14 protein-coding genes and 3 pseudogenes are annotated in these 20,548 nt (G+C 64.0%); 14 read left to right on the forward strand and 3 right to left on the reverse strand.

The window, feature by feature from the left end; all coding sequences use genetic code 11:
• Positions 1 to 44 precede the first annotated feature (44 nt).
• From HCN51_RS44400 to HCN51_RS44430, 8 genes and pseudogenes are all read left to right on the forward strand, one after another.
• Positions 45 to 2,180: an AIPR family protein gene (locus HCN51_RS44400; protein ID WP_168017998.1), complete on the forward strand. Its 2,136-nt coding sequence runs from the start codon at positions 45 to 47 to the stop codon at positions 2,178 to 2,180.
• Positions 2,181 to 2,776: 596 nt separating this feature from the next.
• A complete protein-coding gene (locus HCN51_RS44405; protein ID WP_168017999.1) occupies positions 2,777 to 5,215 on the forward strand; it encodes an N-6 DNA methylase in 2,439 nt (812 codons plus the stop codon).
• The gene (locus tag HCN51_RS44410; protein ID WP_168018000.1) at positions 5,212 to 6,612 is read left to right on the forward strand and encodes a restriction endonuclease subunit S; all 1,401 of its coding nucleotides are present in this window, start codon (positions 5,212 to 5,214) and stop codon (positions 6,610 to 6,612) included. Before HCN51_RS44405 ends, HCN51_RS44410 begins: the two co-directional genes overlap by 4 nt.
• Before the next feature lie 331 nt (positions 6,613 to 6,943).
• Positions 6,944 to 8,368: pseudogene (locus tag HCN51_RS44415) on the forward strand (IS481 family transposase); the annotation flags it as partial.
• A 524-nt stretch (positions 8,369 to 8,892) separates the two neighbouring features.
• Positions 8,893 to 9,180 (forward strand): annotated as a pseudogene (locus HCN51_RS44420) (transposase); the annotation flags it as partial.
• Between the two features lie 328 nt (positions 9,181 to 9,508).
• Positions 9,509 to 9,769 (forward strand): hypothetical protein, encoded by a 261-nt coding sequence (locus HCN51_RS58505; RefSeq protein WP_428981573.1) that lies wholly within the window; start codon positions 9,509 to 9,511, stop codon positions 9,767 to 9,769.
• The gene (locus HCN51_RS58510; RefSeq protein ID WP_206068608.1) at positions 9,766 to 10,443 is read left to right on the forward strand and encodes a transposase; all 678 of its coding nucleotides are present in this window, start codon (positions 9,766 to 9,768) and stop codon (positions 10,441 to 10,443) included. The genes HCN51_RS58505 and HCN51_RS58510 overlap by 4 nt, the downstream gene beginning before the upstream one ends.
• 44 nt (positions 10,444 to 10,487) lie before the next feature.
• Positions 10,488 to 11,408, forward strand: a complete 921-nt coding sequence (locus HCN51_RS44430) for an IS3 family transposase (RefSeq protein ID WP_168018002.1) — start codon at positions 10,488 to 10,490, stop codon at positions 11,406 to 11,408.
• A gap of 8 nt (positions 11,409 to 11,416) precedes the next feature.
• Here HCN51_RS44430 and HCN51_RS44435 read toward each other — a convergent pair.
• The 3 genes and pseudogenes from HCN51_RS44435 to HCN51_RS44445 form a co-directional block, all read right to left on the reverse strand.
• A pseudogene (locus tag HCN51_RS44435) lies at positions 11,417 to 12,541 on the reverse strand (IS3 family transposase).
• A gap of 207 nt (positions 12,542 to 12,748) precedes the next feature.
• Positions 12,749 to 13,624, reverse strand: coding sequence for a DMT family transporter (locus tag HCN51_RS44440; RefSeq protein ID WP_240973900.1), 876 nt, complete (start codon positions 13,622 to 13,624; stop codon positions 12,749 to 12,751).
• 28 nt (positions 13,625 to 13,652) lie between these two features.
• Positions 13,653 to 15,026 carry an NsdA family TPR-like regulatory protein gene (locus HCN51_RS44445; protein ID WP_168018004.1) on the reverse strand — a complete coding sequence of 458 codons (1,374 nt, stop codon included), beginning with the start codon at positions 15,024 to 15,026 and terminating at the stop codon, positions 13,653 to 13,655.
• A 524-nt stretch (positions 15,027 to 15,550) separates the two neighbouring features.
• On the opposite strand from HCN51_RS44445, the gene HCN51_RS44450 reads away from it, so the two are divergent.
• The 6 genes from HCN51_RS44450 (at position 15,551) to HCN51_RS44475 (ending at position 20,505) form a co-directional block, all read left to right on the forward strand.
• Complete coding sequence (locus HCN51_RS44450) at positions 15,551 to 15,856, forward strand: hypothetical protein (RefSeq protein ID WP_168018005.1); 306 nt, start codon at positions 15,551 to 15,553, stop codon at positions 15,854 to 15,856.
• 1 nt (position 15,857) lies between these two features.
• Positions 15,858 to 16,178 (forward strand): hypothetical protein, encoded by a 321-nt coding sequence (locus HCN51_RS44455; RefSeq protein ID WP_168018006.1) that lies wholly within the window; start codon positions 15,858 to 15,860, stop codon positions 16,176 to 16,178.
• Between the two features lie 288 nt (positions 16,179 to 16,466).
• Complete coding sequence (locus HCN51_RS44460) at positions 16,467 to 16,763, forward strand: hypothetical protein (RefSeq protein ID WP_168018007.1); 297 nt, start codon at positions 16,467 to 16,469, stop codon at positions 16,761 to 16,763.
• Between the two features lie 4 nt (positions 16,764 to 16,767).
• Positions 16,768 to 17,757, forward strand: coding sequence for an ATP-grasp ribosomal peptide maturase (tgmB, locus tag HCN51_RS44465; protein ID WP_168018008.1), 990 nt, complete (start codon positions 16,768 to 16,770; stop codon positions 17,755 to 17,757).
• Positions 17,745 to 18,938: a protein-L-isoaspartate O-methyltransferase family protein gene (locus tag HCN51_RS44470; RefSeq protein ID WP_168018009.1), complete on the forward strand. Its 1,194-nt coding sequence runs from the start codon at positions 17,745 to 17,747 to the stop codon at positions 18,936 to 18,938. Before tgmB ends, HCN51_RS44470 begins: the two co-directional genes overlap by 13 nt.
• A gap of 1,276 nt (positions 18,939 to 20,214) precedes the next feature.
• Positions 20,215 to 20,505 (forward strand): hypothetical protein, encoded by a 291-nt coding sequence (locus tag HCN51_RS44475; RefSeq protein WP_168018010.1) that lies wholly within the window; start codon positions 20,215 to 20,217, stop codon positions 20,503 to 20,505.
• Positions 20,506 to 20,548: the final 43 nt, after the last annotated feature.

Genomic DNA, 20,548 nt, shown 5'->3' on the forward strand with positions numbered 1-20,548 from the left:
AGGCCGGACGGGAGAGAGTGGCTACGAGTCGGCTCGGAGTGGGGATGAGTGCGAAGCAAGGTGGAGCGAAGACTCCGATACAGGTCGAGCATGTCCGGGCGGCCCTCCTGCGCAACTACGCTGGACTGATCTACGATGAAGATCTGCGCGGCTACGACACGGCAGGCCGGGAGCAGCGGTTTCTCTCCCGGGCATTGTCGGCTGAAGCTCTGCGCATCGTGACCGGCTGCGACTACGAAGTCGCCGGCCAAGGAGTCATCGACGGGGACAGGGATCAGGGCATCGACGCTGTTGCGGTAGGCGATGGCTCCGCGGAGGTCTGGTTGGTTCAGGCGAAGTGGAGCGATGCGGGCACAGCGAAGTTACCCAAGGGAGAAACGCTGGCGTTCGCCGACGGTGTGCGCCTGATCGAAAGCAGGAACTTCGAGCCGTTCAACGAGCGGATGGACCCATTCCTGCCCCGGCTAGACGCAGTCATGGGAGACGCCCGGCTCCGGATCAATCTCGTCGTTGCCGTTATGGGAGAGCCTGTTCTTTCCGAGGCCGCGACCGCTGTCCTGGATCGCCTCCGCGATGATGCGAACAACAAGGGGCCGATGCTTCGCTCTAAGGTGCTGGGCGTCGCCGACTTCCACCGGCGACTTCGTCAGGACGTCGCCCCCGAACCGGTAAACGTCAAAGCGGTAATGGGGAACTGGCTGTTCAAACATACGCCGTTCGAGGCTTGGCAGGGCACTGTGGCGGTCAGGGACATCGCTGGATGGCATGCCGAGCACGGGGATGCACTCTACGAGCAGAACGTGCGTAAGTCGCTCGGCCTGACCCGTATCAACTCCGGCATTAAGGAGACCCTGCTCAAAGAGCCGGAGAACTTCTGGTACTTCAACAACGGCATCACGGTGCTGTGCGACCGTATCGAAGAACGTTATCTCAATCGCCGCAGGGGCGATGACCCGGTAGAGCTGACCCTACAAGGCGTTAGCGTTGTCAACGGAGCACAGACCGTTGCGGCGATCCACGAGGCGTTTGGATCGGACCCGGACGCGGTCGAGGACGCTGAGGTTACCGTCCGTGTCTTCTCCTTGGGAAAGGAACGGGAGAATTACGCGACGCGGATCACCGAGACCACCAATACGCAGAATGACGTGTCGCAGCGGGACTTCATCGCCCTGGATCCGGTACAGGCCGAGATTCGGGAGGATTTCCTGCTCTCGGGACTAGGCAAGATCTATACCTACAAGCGCGGTGAGCCGGATCCAGCACCAGAAGCAGGATGCTCGGTGGAACATGCCGCGGTCGCGCTAGCCTGCGCCCATCACATACCAGATCTTGCTGTGCGCGCTGGTAGGAGCGTCGATCTTCTCTGGGAACGCGGTGGCCGCGGCGCATACCCTCGTTTATTCGGTGAGATGCCTAGTGCCCATCGGGTCTGGCGCTCGGTGCAGGTTCGGAGCGCGGTCGGCGCGGCGCTGGAGAACGAGCGCAAGCGCCTGCACGGACGCGCCGCTGACATGGCGCGGCGCGGCGAGCTGCTGATCACTCACCTGGTCTTCCAGCTCATCGACCAGGACGGGCTCGACGATCCACGGTACAACTGGCAGTCCGTACTGGACCAGGTGCCCGACCTGGTCTCCCGGGTCCTGCCGTGGCTGATCTTCCATGTGGATGACGAGTTCAGCCGGACCTCTTTCCTCAGCAGTACCTTCAACGACGAGACCCGCTGTCGGAGCCTGGCCAAACTGGTCCTGGACAACGTCCACCGTGGGGTGAATCCCCCGCAGCTAAGGGCTGACTACCAGCCCCCAGCCCGGCAGACCCGCAAGCAACGCCGCCCCAACGCGGTTCCTACTCTCGTCAACGCCGGCGTTCTCGCTGAGGGCACCCCGGTGACGTACCAGCCACAGAGCGATGCGGAGCATGCCGCGGTTCGTGACTGGCTCGCCACTGATCGCCGCCGAGCACGTGCGACCTGGGTGAATGACCGGGTCAAATGCCTGTTGTGGTCGTATGACGAGAAGCAGTATTCGGCCAGCGGCCTGGTGCATCGAATCTGGGAGCTTGCCGGATACGATGATGCGCCAGTCTCAGTGCAGGGACCGGGTCGGTGGAAGCTGGAGAGCGGCTTGTCGCTTTGGGATACAGCATTACAACTGCTCGAGAAGGAGACCGAGGAGACCTGACGACGCCAGCGGATGACCGTAGCTAGGGCGATGGCTGCAAAGGCTCCCAGGCGATCACGCAGCCGGCAGCTACTGACGGAACCTCATGCCACTCGCCCTCTACAATCTTTACCTCATGTCTACGACACAACACGGACGTCCTGCCGCTTTACTGGGGTTCGTAGGCTTCGCCGTGGGGACGGCTGGTACACGCAACAACGTCGCCGAGGTACGCACACCCAGCACGATTCGCAGCGACATGGCGTTCCGAGTCGCCAGCAAGGCGGCAGGCATGCCTACCCTGACCGATGGCGGCGTCGCGTTGACCGGAGGAGTGACAGCGTGGCGCTGGCCAGCTGATGACGCACGCTCACGGCGGTCAGGTGCCTGCGAGCCTTGGTGGTGTGATGGGAGTCTGTGCCGTCAGGCTGGATTCGACCAGGAGCCGGATCCGTCCCTTGGGGATGACTGCGGTAGGTTCTAAGGAAGAGTTCAGTCCTGGGACAACGGTGTCGTGCCCAGGAAGACGGCGACTGCTCGCCCTTTACCCAGCAGCAGGGTAGCGCGGCGCGAGGGAAGTAGCATCTCACGCATGCTAAGGGCGCTAGCCTTCTCTCATGACTGGCTCGCGCTCCGGCTCCCTCAGCACGCCGTCCACGCCGTTTCCGTCTCAAGGACTTCATCAACACGGAGCATTGGTGTGGGCCCCTCTGCGGGGCTGGGTTGACGTCACGCACAAGCCGGAGGAAGTCGTACGGCAGCAGTGGGTCCGGCGTCTTCACCTCGATGGCGGGTTCCCTCTAGAGCAGATGGATCAAGAGCGTCGCACGCACTCCGGCAGGCGCTCGCCGCGTGCCGACATTGTGGTGTGGCGCAGCGCGGCCGATAAGCAGGCGGGGCGAGAGCCGGTGCTGGTCGTGGAGACCAAGGCAGACGAAGGTGTCGTCCGGCCGGCTGACTTCTGGCAAGGCGAGTCTTACGCGCGAGCGGCCGGAGCACGGTTCCTCGTGCTCGCAAACGCTAGTAATCACGTCGTCTTTGAGCTGTCGAAGGGCCTACCCGGGCGTGCCCGTCAAATCAACGATTGGCCGACAGTCGTGGATATCGGAGACGAAAAGCGACTTGAGGCGCTGGTTAACCGGCTTGAGGTATTCGACCGCGAGCAGTTTCAGCGAGTACTTTTTGAGTGCCACAGCCTGCTGCGCGACAACCACGCGATGACTCCAGATCGTGCTTTTGACACAATTTCGAAAGTTCTGTTTATCAAGCTCCACGTCGAACGGACACGAACTCACGAAACTTTCACGACGAAGTATCTGGACGACGCCGCCCGATACCTGACCAATCCCAAGCTCACTCTACATGAGCAGATGTTCGATCAGACGAAAGCTGCCTATTCGACTGACGATCTATTTGCGGAAGAGGATCGTTTAGACATCTCACCGGACACTTTTCGCGAGCTGGTTGGCAAGCTCGAGCGATTCAATCTGTCCAAAACTGGCGAGGATATCAAAGGTATCGCGTTCGAAAAGTTCCTAGGGCGCACATTCCGGGGCGAGCTCGGCCAGTTCTTCACGCCTCGCCCCGTCGTTGACTTCATCGTCAATGTCCTCAACCCCAAGGAAGGTGAGATTGTCTGCGACCCGGCGGCAGGCTCGGGCGGGTTCCTCATCAAGGTATTCGACCATGTCCGCGACCAGATCGCTGCCGATATCGCCGCCAAACGACAGCAGCTCATCGACTCGATCATCTCTGAGTATCCTGACGACGCCTCCGACGAAGCTCTCGATGAACGCGACAAGCGCATCGAATCCGCCGTGGAGGAACTGAACAAGCAGCTCGCTCCTAGCAAACCGGACGGTACTACGACGGATACCCGTGTCGGACGGCTCGCCTGGCAATGCATTTACGGTACCGACAAGGAGCCGCGCGCCGCTCGGACCGCCAAAATGAACATGATTATGCATGGGGACGGTCATGGTGGCATCCATTGGCACGATGGCCTCGTCGACATCAATGGCATCTTTGAGGGTCGGTTCGATGTTGTTGTCACCAATCCACCCTTCGGGGCCACAGTAACTTCGTCTCAACGTATCGGTTCTGGGCCTGAGACGGACGTGCCGGATGACCCTGACTATAAGCGGCGTCAGCAGCAGCGATATGGCAAGGACTGGCTAGACGCGCATAAGCGCGTGGTTAATGCGCGCGGGCAGAAGATTCTCGACCAGTTCGAGATCGGAAGGGTTGCCTCTTCCCGCAAGACAGAGCAGATGTTCCTTGAACGATGCCTCCGTCTGCTCAGGCCTGGGGGTCGGCTTGGCATCGTCCTTCCCAATGGAAACCTGAACGCTTCTTCGCAAGCATGGCTCCGCCGCTGGGGAGAAGGAAAAGCGTTTCTACGGGCCGTTGTAGCTCTGCCTCCAGAGACATTCAAGTTCTCTGGAGCATCTATTACCGCATCGGTCCTGTTCATGCAAAAGTTCACCGAAGATGACGCGCAGCGCTGGGAACGGTGCTGGGCGGATGCCTTTACGGCTACTGAGCAGGAGTATGAATCCCGCCGTGACTCTTTGATTGATGACGCTGTAGTGTCATTGCTGCACAGCAATGACACTGAGCTGCGTGATCTGCTTGAGCAATTGGCCGAACTCGGAGTCACCCGGGTCCTACCGAAGCCCACACGGGTGCCGAAGGACGGTCTTGTCAGAGGCGCGCCCACCACAATTGTGCGAGGTCTCACGTGGCAAGGTCCCGTAACTGCAGCGATACGAGATCTCAAGAAGGCATACACCGAACGTGCTGCTCAGGTGTCTGGCCTCAAGAAGGCTATGGAATCCCTTAAGGCTGCACTGAAGGATCTTGATCAACAGCAAACTACCGCGATGTGGGAGTACGTCCGCAAGGCGTTCGACTATCCAGTATTCATGGCGACGCCGAATGCGGTTGGGATCACGGCTACGGGAGAAACGGGGGAAGACGTCCCTGACGACCTTCCGGCTGTCCTTGCTGCCTGGAGGCAGTTCAAGGCGGAGCATCTTCCTGAGGACGTTGCATGATCGAGAAGACGACAAGCGTCGTGCGCTTCGCCGCGCTCGATCGCTGGGACTCTCCGCAGATCTCTAGCGCTCCAACATCGTATGCATGGCCAGTCGCGACGCTCGGCGAAGTGGCACATGTACGGCTCGGCGTGCAAGTGCCGAGGAAGGGATCGAAGCTTAGAGGCGTGGCCAGGCCGTACCTCAGGGCAATAAACGTTCGTCGTGCCGAGCTCAATCTGACTGACGTCAAGACTATGTACTTGCCCGAGGCGCAGGCCATCGACTTGGCGTTGCAGCAGGGAGACCTTCTCTTCGTCGAAGGCTCTGGTTCAGTCACCGAGGTCGGACGCGCTGCGCTCTGGAATGAGAGCATTTCAGGAGTGGTTCACCAAAACAGCGTGATACGGGCCCGCCTTCATGACGAGCGGCTGGATCCCGAGTATGTCATCACCTGGTTCAATTCGCGTGCGGGCAACGCGTACGTTCGTGAGCAAGCCACAACAACGAGCGGCCTTTATCACATCGGCGCCAGCAAGCTCGCTGGCGCCCCCATTCCAATTCCACCGATTGATATTCAGCGGAAAGTGGTTGCCGCTTATCGAGAAATTCTGCACTCTGCTGAAACCTCTAAGAGCAAGTCCGTTGTCCTCAAGAATGCCGCTTGGGAATATTTCGACGCTCAACTAATTGACGCAGCGGGAACGGCTGCAGCTGCAGACATGGTAACTGTGGCCGAGTTCTCGGTTCTCGACCGCTGGGACACTGACATCACTCCAATGGGTATTACGAGTTCGCATCCGATAGTTCGCCTCGACACGGTCGCGGACATACGGCTTGGTGTCCAGTTGCAGCGTTCTAACACAGGAGGGCAAGACGTGCCCTACCTCCGGGTCGCTAATGTCCAGCGCGGCTATCTCGATCTCACTGACGTTAAGACCATGAACGTCCGTCCCGACACGGTCGCTCGACTCGCGCTGCAGCGTGACGATCTACTATTTCTCGAAGCCAACTCGCTGGAGGAAGTCGGACGTTGCGCACGTTGGGACGGGCAGATCCCCCTATGTATCCACCAAAACCATGTCATTCGGGCTCGACTCCGAACAACAGACTTGTTGCCTGAATACGTGGAAGCTTGGTTCAATTCTCCCGCTGGGGGGTCTCATGTCCGTGCTCGTGCCCGTACGACTAGCGGTACGCTCTACACGATCCCCGTCAATGTGCTCGCCGACGCACCGGTTCCTGTCCCGCCTGTCGAAGACCAAGGTCGACTCATCGCGAAATTGCAAGAAGGGCTCGCCGAGGCACGGTCGTATCTGGATGACGCTGAACAGTTGCGAGAGCAGGCTGAAACCGACCTTGTTGCAGCACTGACCTCGTCCTGCGACGAAGCCCCTTCCAGGTTGGTCACGAGCTAACAAGCTGGCTGCCGATGCATGCGAAGGATGCAACCTTTGTCGGCGTAGGTGGTCGGAAAAGTGGGCCTCCCTGGCGCGTGGCGGTGCGGGCCGCGACCGGCCGGAGAGCCGCAGCGCGGCCAGCGACCGCCGAGCGCGCCGCGGGCCGCCAAAGGCGGACCGCCTTGAAGTCGTAGAGAAAGTTCTCATCCGGCCGTGTGCAACCGACTGTCCTGTCTCGCTTGATGGTTGACACTCTGGCCTCGCTTGATGCTTGACACCTTGATCGTTATCTGTGCCTGCTCGTGGCGTTGTCGGCGCTTCGGGGGAGGCTCGGGTGGCATTGGTGGAGTTGAGTGTCGTGGAGCAGCGCTATCACGCGGTGATCGAGGTGTTGTCGGGGGCGAAGGTCACCGACGTGGCTGGACGGTACGGGGTGTCTCGGCAGTCGGTGCATGCCTGGGTGCGCCGGTATCAAGATGGCGGCCTGGCGGGGCTGGCCGACCGGTCGCATGCACCCAAAGCGCATCCGATGCAGACCTCAGCGGCGATCGAGGCGTTGATCTGTGAGCTGCGGCGGGCTCATCCGCGGTGGGGGCCGCGCACGTTCTTGTGGGAGTTGGGGCGGCGTGGGGTGGAGCCGTTGCCGTCGCGGGCGAGCATCTATCGGGCGCTGGTGCGCAATGGGCTGGTCGAGCCGGTGGCGCGTCGGCGCCGGCGGGAGGATTACCGGCGGTGGGAGCGGCCGGGGCCGATGCAGTTGTGGCAGATGGACATCATGGGCGGGTTGCTGCTGGCCGACGGCAGCGAGGCCAAGCTGATCACCGGGGTGGACGATCATTCCCGGTTCTGTGTGATCGCCTCGGTGGTGGCCCGGCCGACCGGGCGGATGGTGTGCGCGGCCTTCGCTGAGGCGATGCGCGGCTATGGGGTGCCGTTGGAGGTGCTGACCGACAACGGTAAGCAGTTCACCGGCCGGTTCGGCGGGCCGAAGGCGGGTGAGGTGCTGTTCGAGCGGGTCTGCCGGGAGAACGGCATCAAGCTGCGTCACACCGCTCCCAGGACTCCGACCACGACGGGGAAGATCGAACGGTTTCATCAGACTGTGCGCCGTGAATGGCTGGATGCGGCGCTGCCGTTCGCCTCGATCGAGGCGGCCCAGGCCGAGACGGACGCGTTCGTGGAGCATTACAACACCGCCCGTCCGCATCAGGCGCTGGACATGGCCTTCCCGGCTGACCGGTTCTTCGCCGAGCGCGGTGACGGCCAGCGCCGGGCTGAGCGGGAGCTGCCGCTGCACCTGCCCGCCAGTTTGATCCCAGTGACGTCTCCTCCTTCTCCCGCTCCTGGAGCCGCGCCTGCGCCCGCGACTTCCCTGATCCCGACCGGCAACCACGGTGATCAGGGCGAACGGCCTGCGCTCGTCCTGAGGACCTCGGTCGATCCGCTGTCGCGGCAGGCGATCGAGGTCGATCGGATCGTGCCCGCCTCGGGGAACCTGTCGATCGGTGGCCAGCAGCTGTGGCTCGGACCTGACAGGGCGGGCCTGGCGATCACCGTGTGGATCAGCACGCAGCGGCTGCATGTGTTCACCGCCGGCGGCGGCAGGCTGAAGAGTGTGGCCTCCCGGCTGACCGTCAAGGACCTGGCCGCGCTGCTGGCCTCGGGCCAAGCCCGACCGGCAGCCGACGAACACGTTCCCGAACCGCCGATCGAGGCCAGCGCCGTCGAGGTCGACCGGCAGGTCAGCTCGATCGGCACCATCAGCCTGGCCGGCCGCGCCTTGTGCATCGGCGCCCATCTGGCCGGCCGGCGCGTCATCGTGCGCCTGGACGGCATCACCGCCCGTGCCATGGACGAGCAGCGCCTGCTGCTGCGCGCCGTGCCCTGCCCGCTCGCGCTCGCCGAATGCCTCACCCTGCGCAACGCCCGCCCCGCCGGAGCACCGCCTACCTCCCCGTCCGAGCCTGTCACCGTCCAGCGGGTGGTCTGCAGCCGCGGCCACTTCCAGGTCGTCGGGCAGAAGATCCAGGTCGGCCGGGTACACGCCCGCAAGATCCTGGACGTGACCGTGGACGATACCCACATCACCGTGCACGACAACGGCGAACCCATCCGCGTCGTGCCCCGAACCACCACCCAGGAGATCACCCGGATCAAGTCCCAGGCGCATACTAAGAGGCGAAAGACCGGCTAGGAGTGTCAAGCGTCATCCGATGCCAAAGCGTCAAGCATCAAGTGAGACCAGACTGAATCGCCCCGGGTTCGCTGGAGACTTGATCTCTTGAGAGGATCAAGTCCATGCCTGGTAAGTCTCCTTACCCCGCCGAGCTGCGCCGCCGGGCGGTGCGGATGGTCGCCGAGGTGCGGCCGGATTACCCGACCGAGTGGGCCACGATCAACGCGGTGGCGACCAAGCTCGGCATCGGCACCGCGGAGACATTGCGTACCTGGGTCCGCCAGGCGCAGATCGACGAGGGCAGCCGGCCCGGCCGCAGCACGGACGAGTCGGCCGAGCTGAAGCGGCTGCGCCGGGAGAACGCCGAACTCCGGCGGGCGAACGAGATCCTGAAGGCCGCGTCGGCTTTCTTCGCGTAAATATCATCGATGTCGTCCCCGTCGGGTTCGCTCGTTTTTTCGCTGCCCCAGCCGACTGCTGGTGGCTTGTCCCGATGTGCGGCCCGGCGGGGTCCTGCCGCCTGGTGTGGCTTGATAGGAGCGTGCCCCGGCTCGATTTAGGCGTGCCCGCCAGACCGGTATGGACCCAAGCTGCCTGGTAGGAGCCCTGTCGGGAGGAACGGTTGATCGTCATTGGTATCGATGTCCACAAGCGCACCCACACCCTCGTCGCCGTGGATAGGTCGGTCGTAGGCTGGCCGAGCGCACCGTCCGCGCCACGGCGGAGGGACATGCCGACATCGCAGCCTGGGCCGGGCAATGGCCCAAGGTGCTGTTCGCGATCGAGGACTGTCGGCATGTGAGCAGACGGCTGGAAGGCGATCTGCTACGGGCCGGTCATCGAGTGGTGCGGGTCACCACCCAGCTGATGGCCGGGCAACGCCGCTCCGGCCGGGAACGCGGCAAGTCCGACCCGATCGACGCGCTGGCGGTGGCCCGGGTGGCACTGCGCGAGCCGGATCTGCCGATGGCGCATCTGGAGGGCCCTTCCCGAGGGTGAAGCTGCTGGCCGACTACCGTGATGACCTGGTCAGGCAGCGGACCCGGATTTGCAGCCAGCTGCGCTGGCCCCTGCACGAGCTCGACCCGGAGCTGGAGATCGCCTCGCGCGGGCTGCGCCGCCGGTGCGTGCAAGACCGGCTCAGTCAGCACCTGGCCGGCATGCTCGGCATCGTCGCCCATCTGGCCCGTGAGCTGCTGGAGCGCTGCCGCCAGCTGACCGTGCGCACCAACCAGCTGGAGAGCCAGCTGCGCAAGCTCGTCCAGACCCTCGCCCCGCAGTTGCTGGCCATCCCCGGGTGCGGCGTGCTCGGCGCGGCGACCATCATCGGCGAGACCGCGGGAGTGCACCGTTTCCGGTCCAAGGCGGCCTTCGCCCGCTTCACCGGCACCGCGCCCATCCCGGTCTGGTCAGGCAACAGCAGCCGGGTACGGCTCAACCGCGGCGGCAATCGGCGTCTGAACTCGGCTTTGCACATGATCGCCGTGACGCAGACGCGTGGCGTCGGCCCGGGCAAGGCCTACGTCGAGCGTCTGATGGCCGAGGGCAAGACCCGCACCGAGGCCGTTCGCCTGCTGCGCCGACGTATCTCTGACGTGGTCTACCGTGCCCTCCGGCGCACCGACACTACTGCCTCGCAGACGAATGATCACAAGATGGCCATGGCGGCTTGACGACATAGGAGCATCGCCGAGCTCGACCGGCCACACACGCACTCGTGACCTTCATCGACCAGCACGCCGATGTGTTCGGTGTCGAGCCGATCTGCCGTGTCCTGACCGAGCACGGCTGCCCCATCTCCACCAGCACCTACTACGCCGCCAAGAGGCGCCCGCCCTCGGCGCGGGCGATGCGCGACGCCGAGCTGGACGAAGTCATCCAGCGCATCCATGCCGCCAACTACGGCGTCTACGGCGCCCGCAAGGTCTGGCAGCAGCTGCTGCGCGAGGGGCATCGGGTGGCCCGCTGCACCGTCGAACGGCGCATGCGCGCCCTCGGCCTGCAAGGCGCCCGCCGCGGTAAGAAGATCCGCACCACCACATCCGATCCCGGGCACGAGCGGGCGGCCGACCGGTTGCAGCGCGACTTCACCGCCTCCCGGCCGAACGCCGCCTGGGTGGCCGACTTCACCCACGTGACGGCCTGGTGCGGGGTGGTCTACGTCGCGTTCGTCGTCGACGTCTACTCCCGGGCGATCGTCGGCTGGGCCGCCTCGCCGACCAAGCACACCACCCTCGTACTGGACGCCCTGGACATGGCGTTGTGGCGGCGCGAGCGCACCGGACACCCGGTCGGACCGGGACTGATTCATCACTCGGACGCGGGCAGCCAATACACCTCTTTCCGGTTCACCACCCATCTGCTGGCGGCCGGTATCGACGCCTCCATCGGCACGGTCGGCGACGCGCTCGACAACGCCCTGATGGAATCGCAGATCGGCCTGTTTAAGACCGAGCTGATCAAGCCTCGAGGCCCCTGGCGCAGCCTGGCCGAGGTGGAACTGGCTACCGCCGAGTGGGTGGCCTGGTTCAACAGCACCCGCCTGCACTCAGCCATCGGACACCTCCCGCCCGAGGAGTTCGAGGCGATCTACTACGCTCGACACCACCCCAACGAAGCCCTAGAAATCAATCGCTGAGGTCTCCATCAAAGCCGGGGCGCTTCAGAGTGGCGCCGGCGGGGGTTGTAGAACCCTTCGAGGTAGCTGAAGAGGGCCCGTTCGGCTTCTGACCTGGTGTGGAAGGTGCGCCGGTCGATCAGCTCGCACTCCAGAGAGGCAAAGAAGCTCTCGGTGACGGCATTGTCGAAGCACGTCCCGGTTCTTCCTGTCGAGGGACGGACGCCGGCCTGTTCGCAGCGCCTGCCGAAGGCAATCGATGTGTATTGACTGCCCTTGTCGCTGTGATGAATCACCCCGGACTCGGGCCGGCGCTGGTGCAGCGCCATCGCCAGCGTGTCAGTCACCAGCTCGGTGCGCATGTGATCGGTCATCGCCCAGCCGACGATCCGGCGGGAGAAGACGTCGAGAACCACTGCCAGGTAGACGAAGCCCTGCCAGGTCGGCACGTACGTGATGTCGGCGGTCCAGACGCGGTTCCGTGGCTACGGAGCTGAACTGGCGTTTGACCAGGTCGGACGCGGCTGCAGCGCGCCTGTCTGCGATCGTCGTCCGGCAGCCCTTACGCCTGCTCACCCCGGCCAGCCCGGCTCGGCGCATGAGCCGGGCCACCCGCTTGCGACCCACCCGGACCCCGTCGATATGACGCAGGTCGGCATGGATGCGCGGCGCACCATAGATCTCATCCGAGGTCCGGTGATGGTGGCGGATCATCTCCGTCAACTCGGCGTCGCGGCGGGCCCGAGCAGGCGGGCCTCGCCGTTGGCGAGTGGCCCAGGCGTAGTAGCCCTGGCGCGACACACCCAGCACCCGGGCCAGCAGGGAGACCTCGTGGTGGTCCTTCTCCGCATGGATCAGCCGGAACTTCATCTCGGCAGATCCGTTTCCCGCGCGAAGAAAGCCGCAGCCTTGCGCAAGATCTCCTTCTCCTCGCGCAGGATCTTCACCTCGCGTCGCAGGCGGGCCAACTCGTCCTTCTCAGCGCTGGTCGGGCCGTCTTGGCGGCGGCCGTCATCCAGGTCAGCCTGACGCACCCAGGTACGGATCGATTGCGCGGAGGGCTGGAACTCCTTGGCGAGTTCTTCAGGCGTGCGCCCCGCACGCACCAGCTCCACCATCTGCCGGCGAAACTCCGGCGGATAGTTGTTCGGCACAGCAGACTCCTTCTTCCGGGAACCAGGGTTCCCCAGAGGTCAGGTGTCCACCAAACCGGGCCAACTCCAGGCGCCGCCGGGCATGGCCCAGTTGTCGTTGCCGGAGCGGCGGATGAACAGCAGCTCGCTGGCCTCGTTGGTGAATCGCCCTCACCCCGAACGAGACCACCACGTACATCGGCAACAGCAACTCCAACTCGTTCTCTCTCACAGAACGGTGGGCTTTTGAGATCTCCCAGCCAGTATGGCGCCGGCGACAATTGCGGCTAGGCCGAACACGGTGGAGATAGCCGGTTGTTCTTGCAGAAGGACGGCTCCGAGCACTACGGCGAAGGCCGGCGACAGGTAGAAGGCGAGTGCTGCGTGGGCCGGTCCTGAGCGGCTGATCAAGGTGTAGAACAGGACGAGAGTGCCCCCGGTGCACACCACGCCGAGCACCAGCAGGGCGCCCAGGGCTGGCAAGCTTGGCATGCTTGCGGGGAGCGAGAACAGGCCCGGGATCAGGAGCGCCACGGTGGTTATCAACATCGCTCCCGTGGCCACGCCGAGGGGCTCGGCGTCAGCCAGACGGTGTCGAATCATCAACGCGCCGGCGGCGTAGCACACGGCGGACGCGAGAACGAGGAGGCCACCCAGCAGGGCTTGATATCCGCCGCGTAGATCGATCCCGAACAGGAGGACGAGGCCGAGCAAGCCGAGGAGAAGCCCCAGAGCGCCTTGCCGGCCTCGCGGCCTTTCCTGAGGCGCGAATCGCATCGCTAACAGGGCGACAAAGAGCGGCTGCGCTCCAACCAGGATGCTGGCGATGCCGGCGGATACGTACTGCTGTCCCACGGTGAGTAAGAGGAGCGGTGCTGTGGACTGCATCAGCACGGTTTCGATAACGGCGCGTGGGCGTTGGAGGAGGGGTTGCAGGGCCTGGCGGTGGAGGGCGATGGGGGTGAGGACAGCTGCGGCGGAGGCGGTCCGGCCGAGCACGACGAGGGTGGGGGACAGTTCCCTGAGCGTGATCTCGATGAGGAGGTACACCGTCCCCCATAAGGCGGAAAGGACGATGAGTTGGCTCCAGGCGCGGCGGTTCATCGACGCGCGTGCCGCGAGGAGGATCCGGTTAACGCGTGAGCAGGAGCTTTGTGGCGAGTTCCTGGACGCAGTCCGATCGGCTCCATGGCATAAGCATTACCAGGAGTTCGCGGAGGCGAAGAAGGTTTCGTGCAGACGAGGTCGCACGTGCAAGTGCTTCTGCCTGGATGGCGACACGGCAGGCGTTCTCGAGATTTCTGCCCTGGATCAGAGCGTTCGCCGCGTCGATCAGGGTGCCGCCTCGCTCGCGTACGTAGCTGTCAGGGAAGCGGGCGAGCGCTTCGTTCAGCGCGTTCATCGCTGCCTGTGGCTCGTTGAGGCGCATGAGACAGCGTCCTTTGAGCCGCGCGAGGTGAATGGGGGAGTTGTAGAAGGCCAGCCAGGGTGGTGTGTTTTCCTCGGTCACCCGGTCGAACGCGGTTTCGGCTTCGTGTAGTGCCTTGGTTCCCGCCAGGCGGTTTCCGAGGATGGCGTGTGCTTCGCCGGCGGCTTCGGCGATCCACGAGCGGACCGCGGGAGGCATTGCGGTTCCCGTCTTCTCCTTGGCCGTGGTCAGCAGCGTCAGGGCGTCCTGTCCCTGCCTGGCGTGCAGGGAGATGTAGCTCAGCACGCCGAGTACGTAGGCGTGCATGCCGCGATCGTTGGCGCGATTGGCGAGCGAGAGAGCCAGGCGACAGTACTTGTCCGCGGTGGGGTACTGCTGAACGTCGATGGCCAGCCAGGCCGCCAGCTGGGCGGCATCGGCGGCTGCGCGCAGCAGGTCTCGGTTGATCGCCGTAGTGCGGCCACGGTCTTGCAGGTCGAGAATCCGCCTCAGGTGTGTCGTCACCTCCCCCTGTACGCTGCGGGCGCCCGAGAGGTAGTCCATCCGCCGGTAGGTCTCGGTCATCGCGGTGAGACCTTCGACCAGGCCGGGAGCTACGAAGCCGCTCGGCTGAAGCTCAGCGACCTCCGGGGGCGTCGGCAGCTCCAGCGCTGCCGTGTCCAGCGACACGCCTGCTCCCGGTCCGAGAACGGTCTGGTCGGCTTCGCGGTGCTGTTGTTCCTGATCGAGGTGCCGGAAGTCGAATTGATCGCAGATCAGGGCGCTGGCGCTGCATTGGTACAGCTCGGCGAGCCTGCCGAGGCTTTCCATGCTTGGCGCGAAGCCGGTGGGCCCGGGCCACATCTCCCAATAGGAGAACGTTTTGTTGGTTTTTTCGTCCTCCGGCCATCGTTTATTCCACTCGCGAGCCGCATCGCTCTGACTCCATCCATGGGCGATGCGGAACGCCACGCGCATGTTGACCCGGTAACGGACGCGGATTGCCTCGGCGGCCTCAGTCCATGTCAATCCTCTGCTACGCAATTCTGATGCGTACTCCGTTTGAGCTTGTCGGCGCCCAGGCTTGCCGTTCGACATGCAATCCACCCTATTGGCTCGACTTGATTTCCCCCGCATATTACGTCTTGCGGCTGGTCGACGGGCTGGCTGGCGAACTATTCCCATTCCTGCTGGGATAACGCCGGGAAATGATCCCTGTGTAGCGAGGTTGTTTCGATGGGCAAGTGTGCGGATCCTTGAGATCAAGCCATTGCGGCAGGTTGTCGATAAGGATTCCACGAGGAAAGCCGCAATGATTAACGAATCGGACAAATGGCTATGACCTCCCAGCGAAGTCGCGCCGGGTGAGCTGTCGCTCTGCCGGCCTGTGAATGACGACACTCAGATCACGGCCGACTGGCCGCGTAGCCTTCCCAGTTTGTGATCGTGGCGTGGCGCCCTTGGCCCAGGGCCGGCGCATCTATGTGCGCTGTTCTGTCACGCCATGTGCGGGTGGCCCGGTGTGTTCTCCCCGCCGTCCCGCACACCCGCGCAGGCCGGGCGCCCACACCCCGCCGGCCGCCCGGCCTGCGCCTCTATCCCCCACTCGTCAGGAGAGATTCATGAGCATGAGCGACGCCGCTGCCGACGCCTTCGGGAGGAACTTCGTGCACAAGTACCAATTCCGCTTTCCTGATTGGATGCTCATGTATTCCCTACGCGATCGCGGCATCCTCGCCTTCTACTGCGGAGCCTGTGCTCCGGGCGGAATCGTTGTCGGAGCCAGCCGTCCGGAGCAGCTGCTGCGTCTCATGAGCGATGCTGTTCACGCGCAGTGGCAGGATCGCCGTGGCTCGCAGATTCCGAGGGCTTCGCGCGTCATATCCGAGAAGCCGAGCGTCTTCAGCGAGAAGGCCGCTGGACGTTGACATGAAAAGGGAAGATCGCCGCCGATCGCGGCAGGATGAGTCGATACCGGCGTTTGAGTGGACATTGTTCCCGCCGTTGACAGGGGGAACCCTGCGGATCAGGACCACGTCCTGCTGCGGCGCCTTCGAGCTCGCGTTCCTCAACGGCAAATACCTGGTGCTGCGCCCGCTTGATGAGCAGGGAGCTTATGAGGAGACCGGTCGAGGCCGCTATCACGCGGCGGTTGCCGCCTACGTAGCCCTCGTACGACAGCATCGCCAAGACCATCGCAGGAGAGGGGAAGCAGCAGACTTCGACCCTCTCGTGGACGGCGGGATTTGAGCTGAACCGGCGCTGACGATCACGTTGCCTCCGCACACGCGCAATCATGCACCGACCCGAGGCCAAGGAAGTGCCTACGGTGCGAGGCCTCCCGGTTCACTCGAAAACGCTGCCAGCAGGAGGGAGATTATCCGCCAGCCATTAATCGCCTTATCGGCGCGGCCTGCTGCGGTTCTGAGGCTGCGTACTCGTCGACCTCAGAAGAGAACGACTACCGAGAACGTACACGCGTGAATGCGCCTGATGCCTGACCTCACCAGTTGAACAGGCAGAAAGAGGATCAATTCGATGCTGACGCACACCCGGCAGGACGACCAGCCGGCCCTCGACCTCATCACCCACTCCCCGGATGGGGAATCGCGAGGAAGGCTCTTCCGGGCCGGGGACTTCTTCCCAATGTCTCCGACCAAGCACATCCTGTCGGCCACCGACAGCCCCGCCGGCGCCGCGCGGCCCTGGGGGCTGCGCCATCTCGTCGCGCCGACTCCCATCACGGGAGGAAACCACGGGGGTGGGGGAAGCAACGAGACCAGCGAGACCAGCAGCGATGGAAACGGCCCCAACGAGGAGAAGGTCAAGGACTGAGCTCGTGACGCACACAGTCCTGATCATCACGGACGACTCCGACACGGCAGCCGCGCGCGTCGCGGCTGAACTGGCCGGCCGCGAGGTCCCTGTCGTCACCCTGGACAGCGCCGACTTCCCGTCGCTGATCTCGATGGCGGCCCGCATCGAGACCGGCAGTAATGGTTGGACCGGCGTCGTCACCACCCAGCGCGGGGAGTTCGAGCTGGCCGAGGTGGGGGCGGTGTACAGCAGACGGCCGACCCAGTTCCGGATGGACGGGCGGATGTCGTCGCCGGAACGGGCCTTCGCCTACGCGGAAGCGCGCTACGGCTTCGGCGGCGTGCTGGCCGCACTCCGGCAGAGCGGCTGCTTGTGGCTCAACGACCCCATGGCCGCGGTGCGCGCCGAGTACAAGCCGATCCAGCTCGTCATGGCCGCTCGAGTAGGGCTGAGCGTGCCGAAGACGATCATCACCAATGATTTCCAGGAGGCGTACGCGTGGGCGAAGGAGCTTGGTAAGCCATTCGTCTATAAGGCGGTCGGTGGCATCTGGCATGCCGACGAGGGCAAGGTGCGCGTCATCTACACCAAGCCCGTCGACGATCCCGACCAGCTACTCGACCCGGCCCTGGGCCACACCTCGCAGTTGTTTCAGGAGTGGATCGACAAGGCGTACGAGGTGCGGGCCCTCGTCGTCGGCAACGAGGTGCTCGCGGTCCGGATCGATAGCGACAGCGAGCAAGGCAGGATCGACTGGCGCAGCGACTACAACTCGCTCACGTACGAGCCGATCGATCTCCCCGTCGAGGTCGAGGAACGGCTGGTAGAGCTGCACGACCGGCTGAACCTGGTGTTCGGCGCTGCAGATCTGATCTGCGACCCGCAGGGCAGGTACCACTTCCTGGAGACCAACCAGAGCGGGGAGTGGGGATGGCTGAACCAGGAGGCGGGCCTCCCCGTACCGAGGGCTCTGGCCGACGTGTTGCAGAAGGGGCCGGCATGGGTACGCTGACGCCGCCGGACGGCCTCACGGTCCACGAACTGACAGCAAGACTGGCCAGCCACCTGCGGGCACGAGGATCGCTCACGGAGCCGCGATGGGAGAGGGCGCTGCGTGACGTGCCCCGGCACTTGTTCGCTCCTGCTGCGATCTGGTGCACCTCGAACCACGCCAGCGCGCCAAGAGGAAGGTTCGCCCTCGACGATGATCCAGCGGCCTGGTGGGCGGCCGTGTACTCGGACACCTCGATTGTCCTGCAGGCCGACGATGGAGCCGGTGACCCGCTCAGCGGGAAGGGGCTCTTCTCGTCGTCGGTATCGGCCCCCGGCATCGTGTTCCCCTTCCTGGAGCTGTTGGATCCGCAGGAAGGTGATCGCATCCTGGAGATCGGGACCGGCTCTGGGTGGACGGCAGGCTTGCTGTCGTGGGCTACCGGACCGAACAGCGTCACCTCCATCGAAGTGGATCCGGAAATGGCTGCTCGTGCGGCAGTCAACCTCCGTAAGGCGGGATACAGCCCTCATCTGGTAGTCGGCGATGGGATCAAGGGCTGGTCTGAGCACGCGCCGTTCGATCGCGTGCACGTCACGGTGGGCGTGTCCGACATCCCGATGGCCTGGATTGAGCAGACCCGGCCAGGGGGCATCATCGTCCTGCCCTGGCACGCTGGCGGGCTCGTCGGTCACCAGCTGCGCCTGACGGTGGTGGACGAGGCGACCGCGGTCGGCCGCCTCCACGGGGCGGCCAGCTTCATGATGCTGCGCGAGCAGCGCTACAACTCCAGATGGAGCGGCCATCACCATGAGGCAGCGCACCGATCCACGACCAGGATCAACCCTCGCACCTTCTGGGACCTGGACCGGGGTGCGCAACTGCTGTGCATCGCCCTGGTGCCCCGCGTCGGCTGGTACGACCTCAGCGAAGACGGCGAGAACTCGCTGCTGCTGTACGAGCTGGACGACCATACCGCCGAAGGCTCCTGGGCGGCCTGCGACCACAAGCCCGGAGCGGCAGAGGCGGAGGTGACACAGTACGGCGACCGGCGGCTCTGGGACGAACTGTTGTCCGCCTACCGGCAATGGATCTCACTCGGTAGACCTGGCTATGACCGGTTCGGGCTGACGGTCGATCCGGCGGGCACCCATCTGTGGCTCGATCACCCCAGCGCTCGGATGTGGACGCTGCAGACCTGACGGCTCAGGCGATTGTGGACGCTGCAGACCTGACGGCTCAGGCGATCCGGATCCGCACGGTCTGGCCGCCATCGGTCGACAGTAGCTTCTGCTGCACGAGGAGGGGGACGGCGGCAGCAGCCGTCCCCCTCCGCGCCTTTCCTTCGAGCTTTGATCCAGATTCCGCTGAACCACCATGTACGACTGGTCGTGGACCACCGCGAAGCACGTTGCCATCGACCATGGCAACGACATGGGCGCCGTGACCAGGAAGGCTCTACTCATACCCGTTGCGGTTGTCGATCGAGGGACAGCGTGTCAGGACCGGTGGGTGATGTCGAGGTGCTGCGGGGCCGAGATGGGTTGAGCGCGCTTCAGTAACCCAGGAGACGGTGGCAGGCGATGTTGCGCAGTCGAAACTCCCGTTTGTGAGCGGGGAACAGCTCGTCGCACCGCATCACGAACAGCGATGGAGTTCCACCGCGTTCGGATGGTGTCGTCGAATCCGGGCGCGGGCCGCTTTGGCCACGCTTCGATCGGGGGCTCGGCCGGGAGGGGCGGTGGTCGCTTGCTGTGTTGGCCAGCCGGCGCGGCTGTGAGGGTTGGCGGCGAGGGTGCGGCTCGTCAACCTCTTCACGCTTGTTCCCTGTGCCAACCTGCTCGGTGCCCTCGCCTTGTCCCCGTGCTGCGGTCCTAACATGGGGGAGGGCCAAGGAAGCCGGGACAGGGAAGGCGGATCCCGCGCTGGACGGACGCGACGGCAGGGACTCCGCGGGAGCAACATCACGAGTGAGATCTGGCAGGGTACTCATGGCATGCGGCGAGGAGCTCCGCCCCATCGGCAGGTGGGACCGGGCCGAGCCCTCCCACAGCTACCGCACCGGCCATGGCGGCAGCGCCGCCCACCAACAGGAGAATCTTGGCGCTCACTCGTCCTCGCGGCCGCTCAGCCTTCTTGTGCATTCCCCACCCCGATGCACATGATCCTTATGCGCGCGCAGCGTACGTGCGGCTCCTCGTGCTTCACTGCGGGCTTTGATCTTCCGTAAGGCTGCCCATGACGAACCTTGTTCATGGCGGCGTCGGTGCGCGAAGCCTTGGCTGGATGTTGCGGTGCCGGCCGAGCGTGAAGCGCTTGGCGATTCCAGCTCTACCGTGGTTGGCGATCTGTCAGCAGTCGAAGCGGGATCATGATCCCAAGAAGGCGATAAGCCTCACCCATATACCTCTTCGTATTCAATGCATTACTCTCTGTTGAGAGTACGGATGTCGCCATCGAGATCGCGCGGGGGCTGCGATGAGACGTATTGTCGCAAGATGCGGTGCTATTGCCATGGTCGGGATGCTAGTGATGGGAGTCCCCGCGACGGCCGAAGCCGCAAGAGGGGTCCTGATCATCAATGACAGGCTCTATTACAACCCGAGCGGCTGCTTCCCGATTGACGAGTTGCCAGCGTATGTCTTCAATGACACCAGTCACGTCGCCTTCATCCACGAGGGATCGAAATGCGATGTAGACATCAATGCGGTGCTCCTTCTAGGTCAGGTAGAGATCGCCAAGTCGGGTAGGAGCGTTTTTGTCGGATAGTCCACTTCTATGGTGCCTGGTGTCCCGGTGTAGACTGATGCAA

Origin of the sequence: Nonomuraea composti, assembly GCF_012034275.1 — a bacterium.
Classification (GTDB): Bacteria; Actinomycetota; Actinomycetes; order Streptosporangiales; family Streptosporangiaceae; genus Nonomuraea; species Nonomuraea composti.

Excerpts from the sequence above, each read along its gene's own strand:
- HCN51_RS44440 (WP_240973900.1), bottom strand. The coding sequence starts at position 13,624 with ATGAACCGCCGCGCCTGGAGCCAACTCATCGTCCTTTCCGCCTTATGG.
- HCN51_RS44400 (WP_168017998.1), top strand. The coding sequence starts at position 45 with ATGAGTGCGAAGCAAGGTGGAGCGAAGACTCCGATACAGGTCGAGCAT.
- HCN51_RS44410 (WP_168018000.1), top strand. The coding sequence starts at position 5,212 with ATGATCGAGAAGACGACAAGCGTCGTGCGCTTCGCCGCGCTCGATCGC.
- HCN51_RS44445 (WP_168018004.1), bottom strand. The coding sequence starts at position 15,026 with ATGTCGAACGGCAAGCCTGGGCGCCGACAAGCTCAAACGGAGTACGCA.
- HCN51_RS44460 (WP_168018007.1), top strand. The coding sequence starts at position 16,467 with ATGCTGACGCACACCCGGCAGGACGACCAGCCGGCCCTCGACCTCATC.
- HCN51_RS44470 (WP_168018009.1), top strand. The coding sequence starts at position 17,745 with ATGGGTACGCTGACGCCGCCGGACGGCCTCACGGTCCACGAACTGACA.
- HCN51_RS44475 (WP_168018010.1), top strand. The coding sequence starts at position 20,215 with ATGAGACGTATTGTCGCAAGATGCGGTGCTATTGCCATGGTCGGGATG.
- HCN51_RS44450 (WP_168018005.1), top strand. The coding sequence starts at position 15,551 with ATGAGCATGAGCGACGCCGCTGCCGACGCCTTCGGGAGGAACTTCGTG.
- HCN51_RS44405 (WP_168017999.1), top strand. The coding sequence starts at position 2,777 with ATGACTGGCTCGCGCTCCGGCTCCCTCAGCACGCCGTCCACGCCGTTT.
- HCN51_RS44455 (WP_168018006.1), top strand. The coding sequence starts at position 15,858 with ATGAAAAGGGAAGATCGCCGCCGATCGCGGCAGGATGAGTCGATACCG.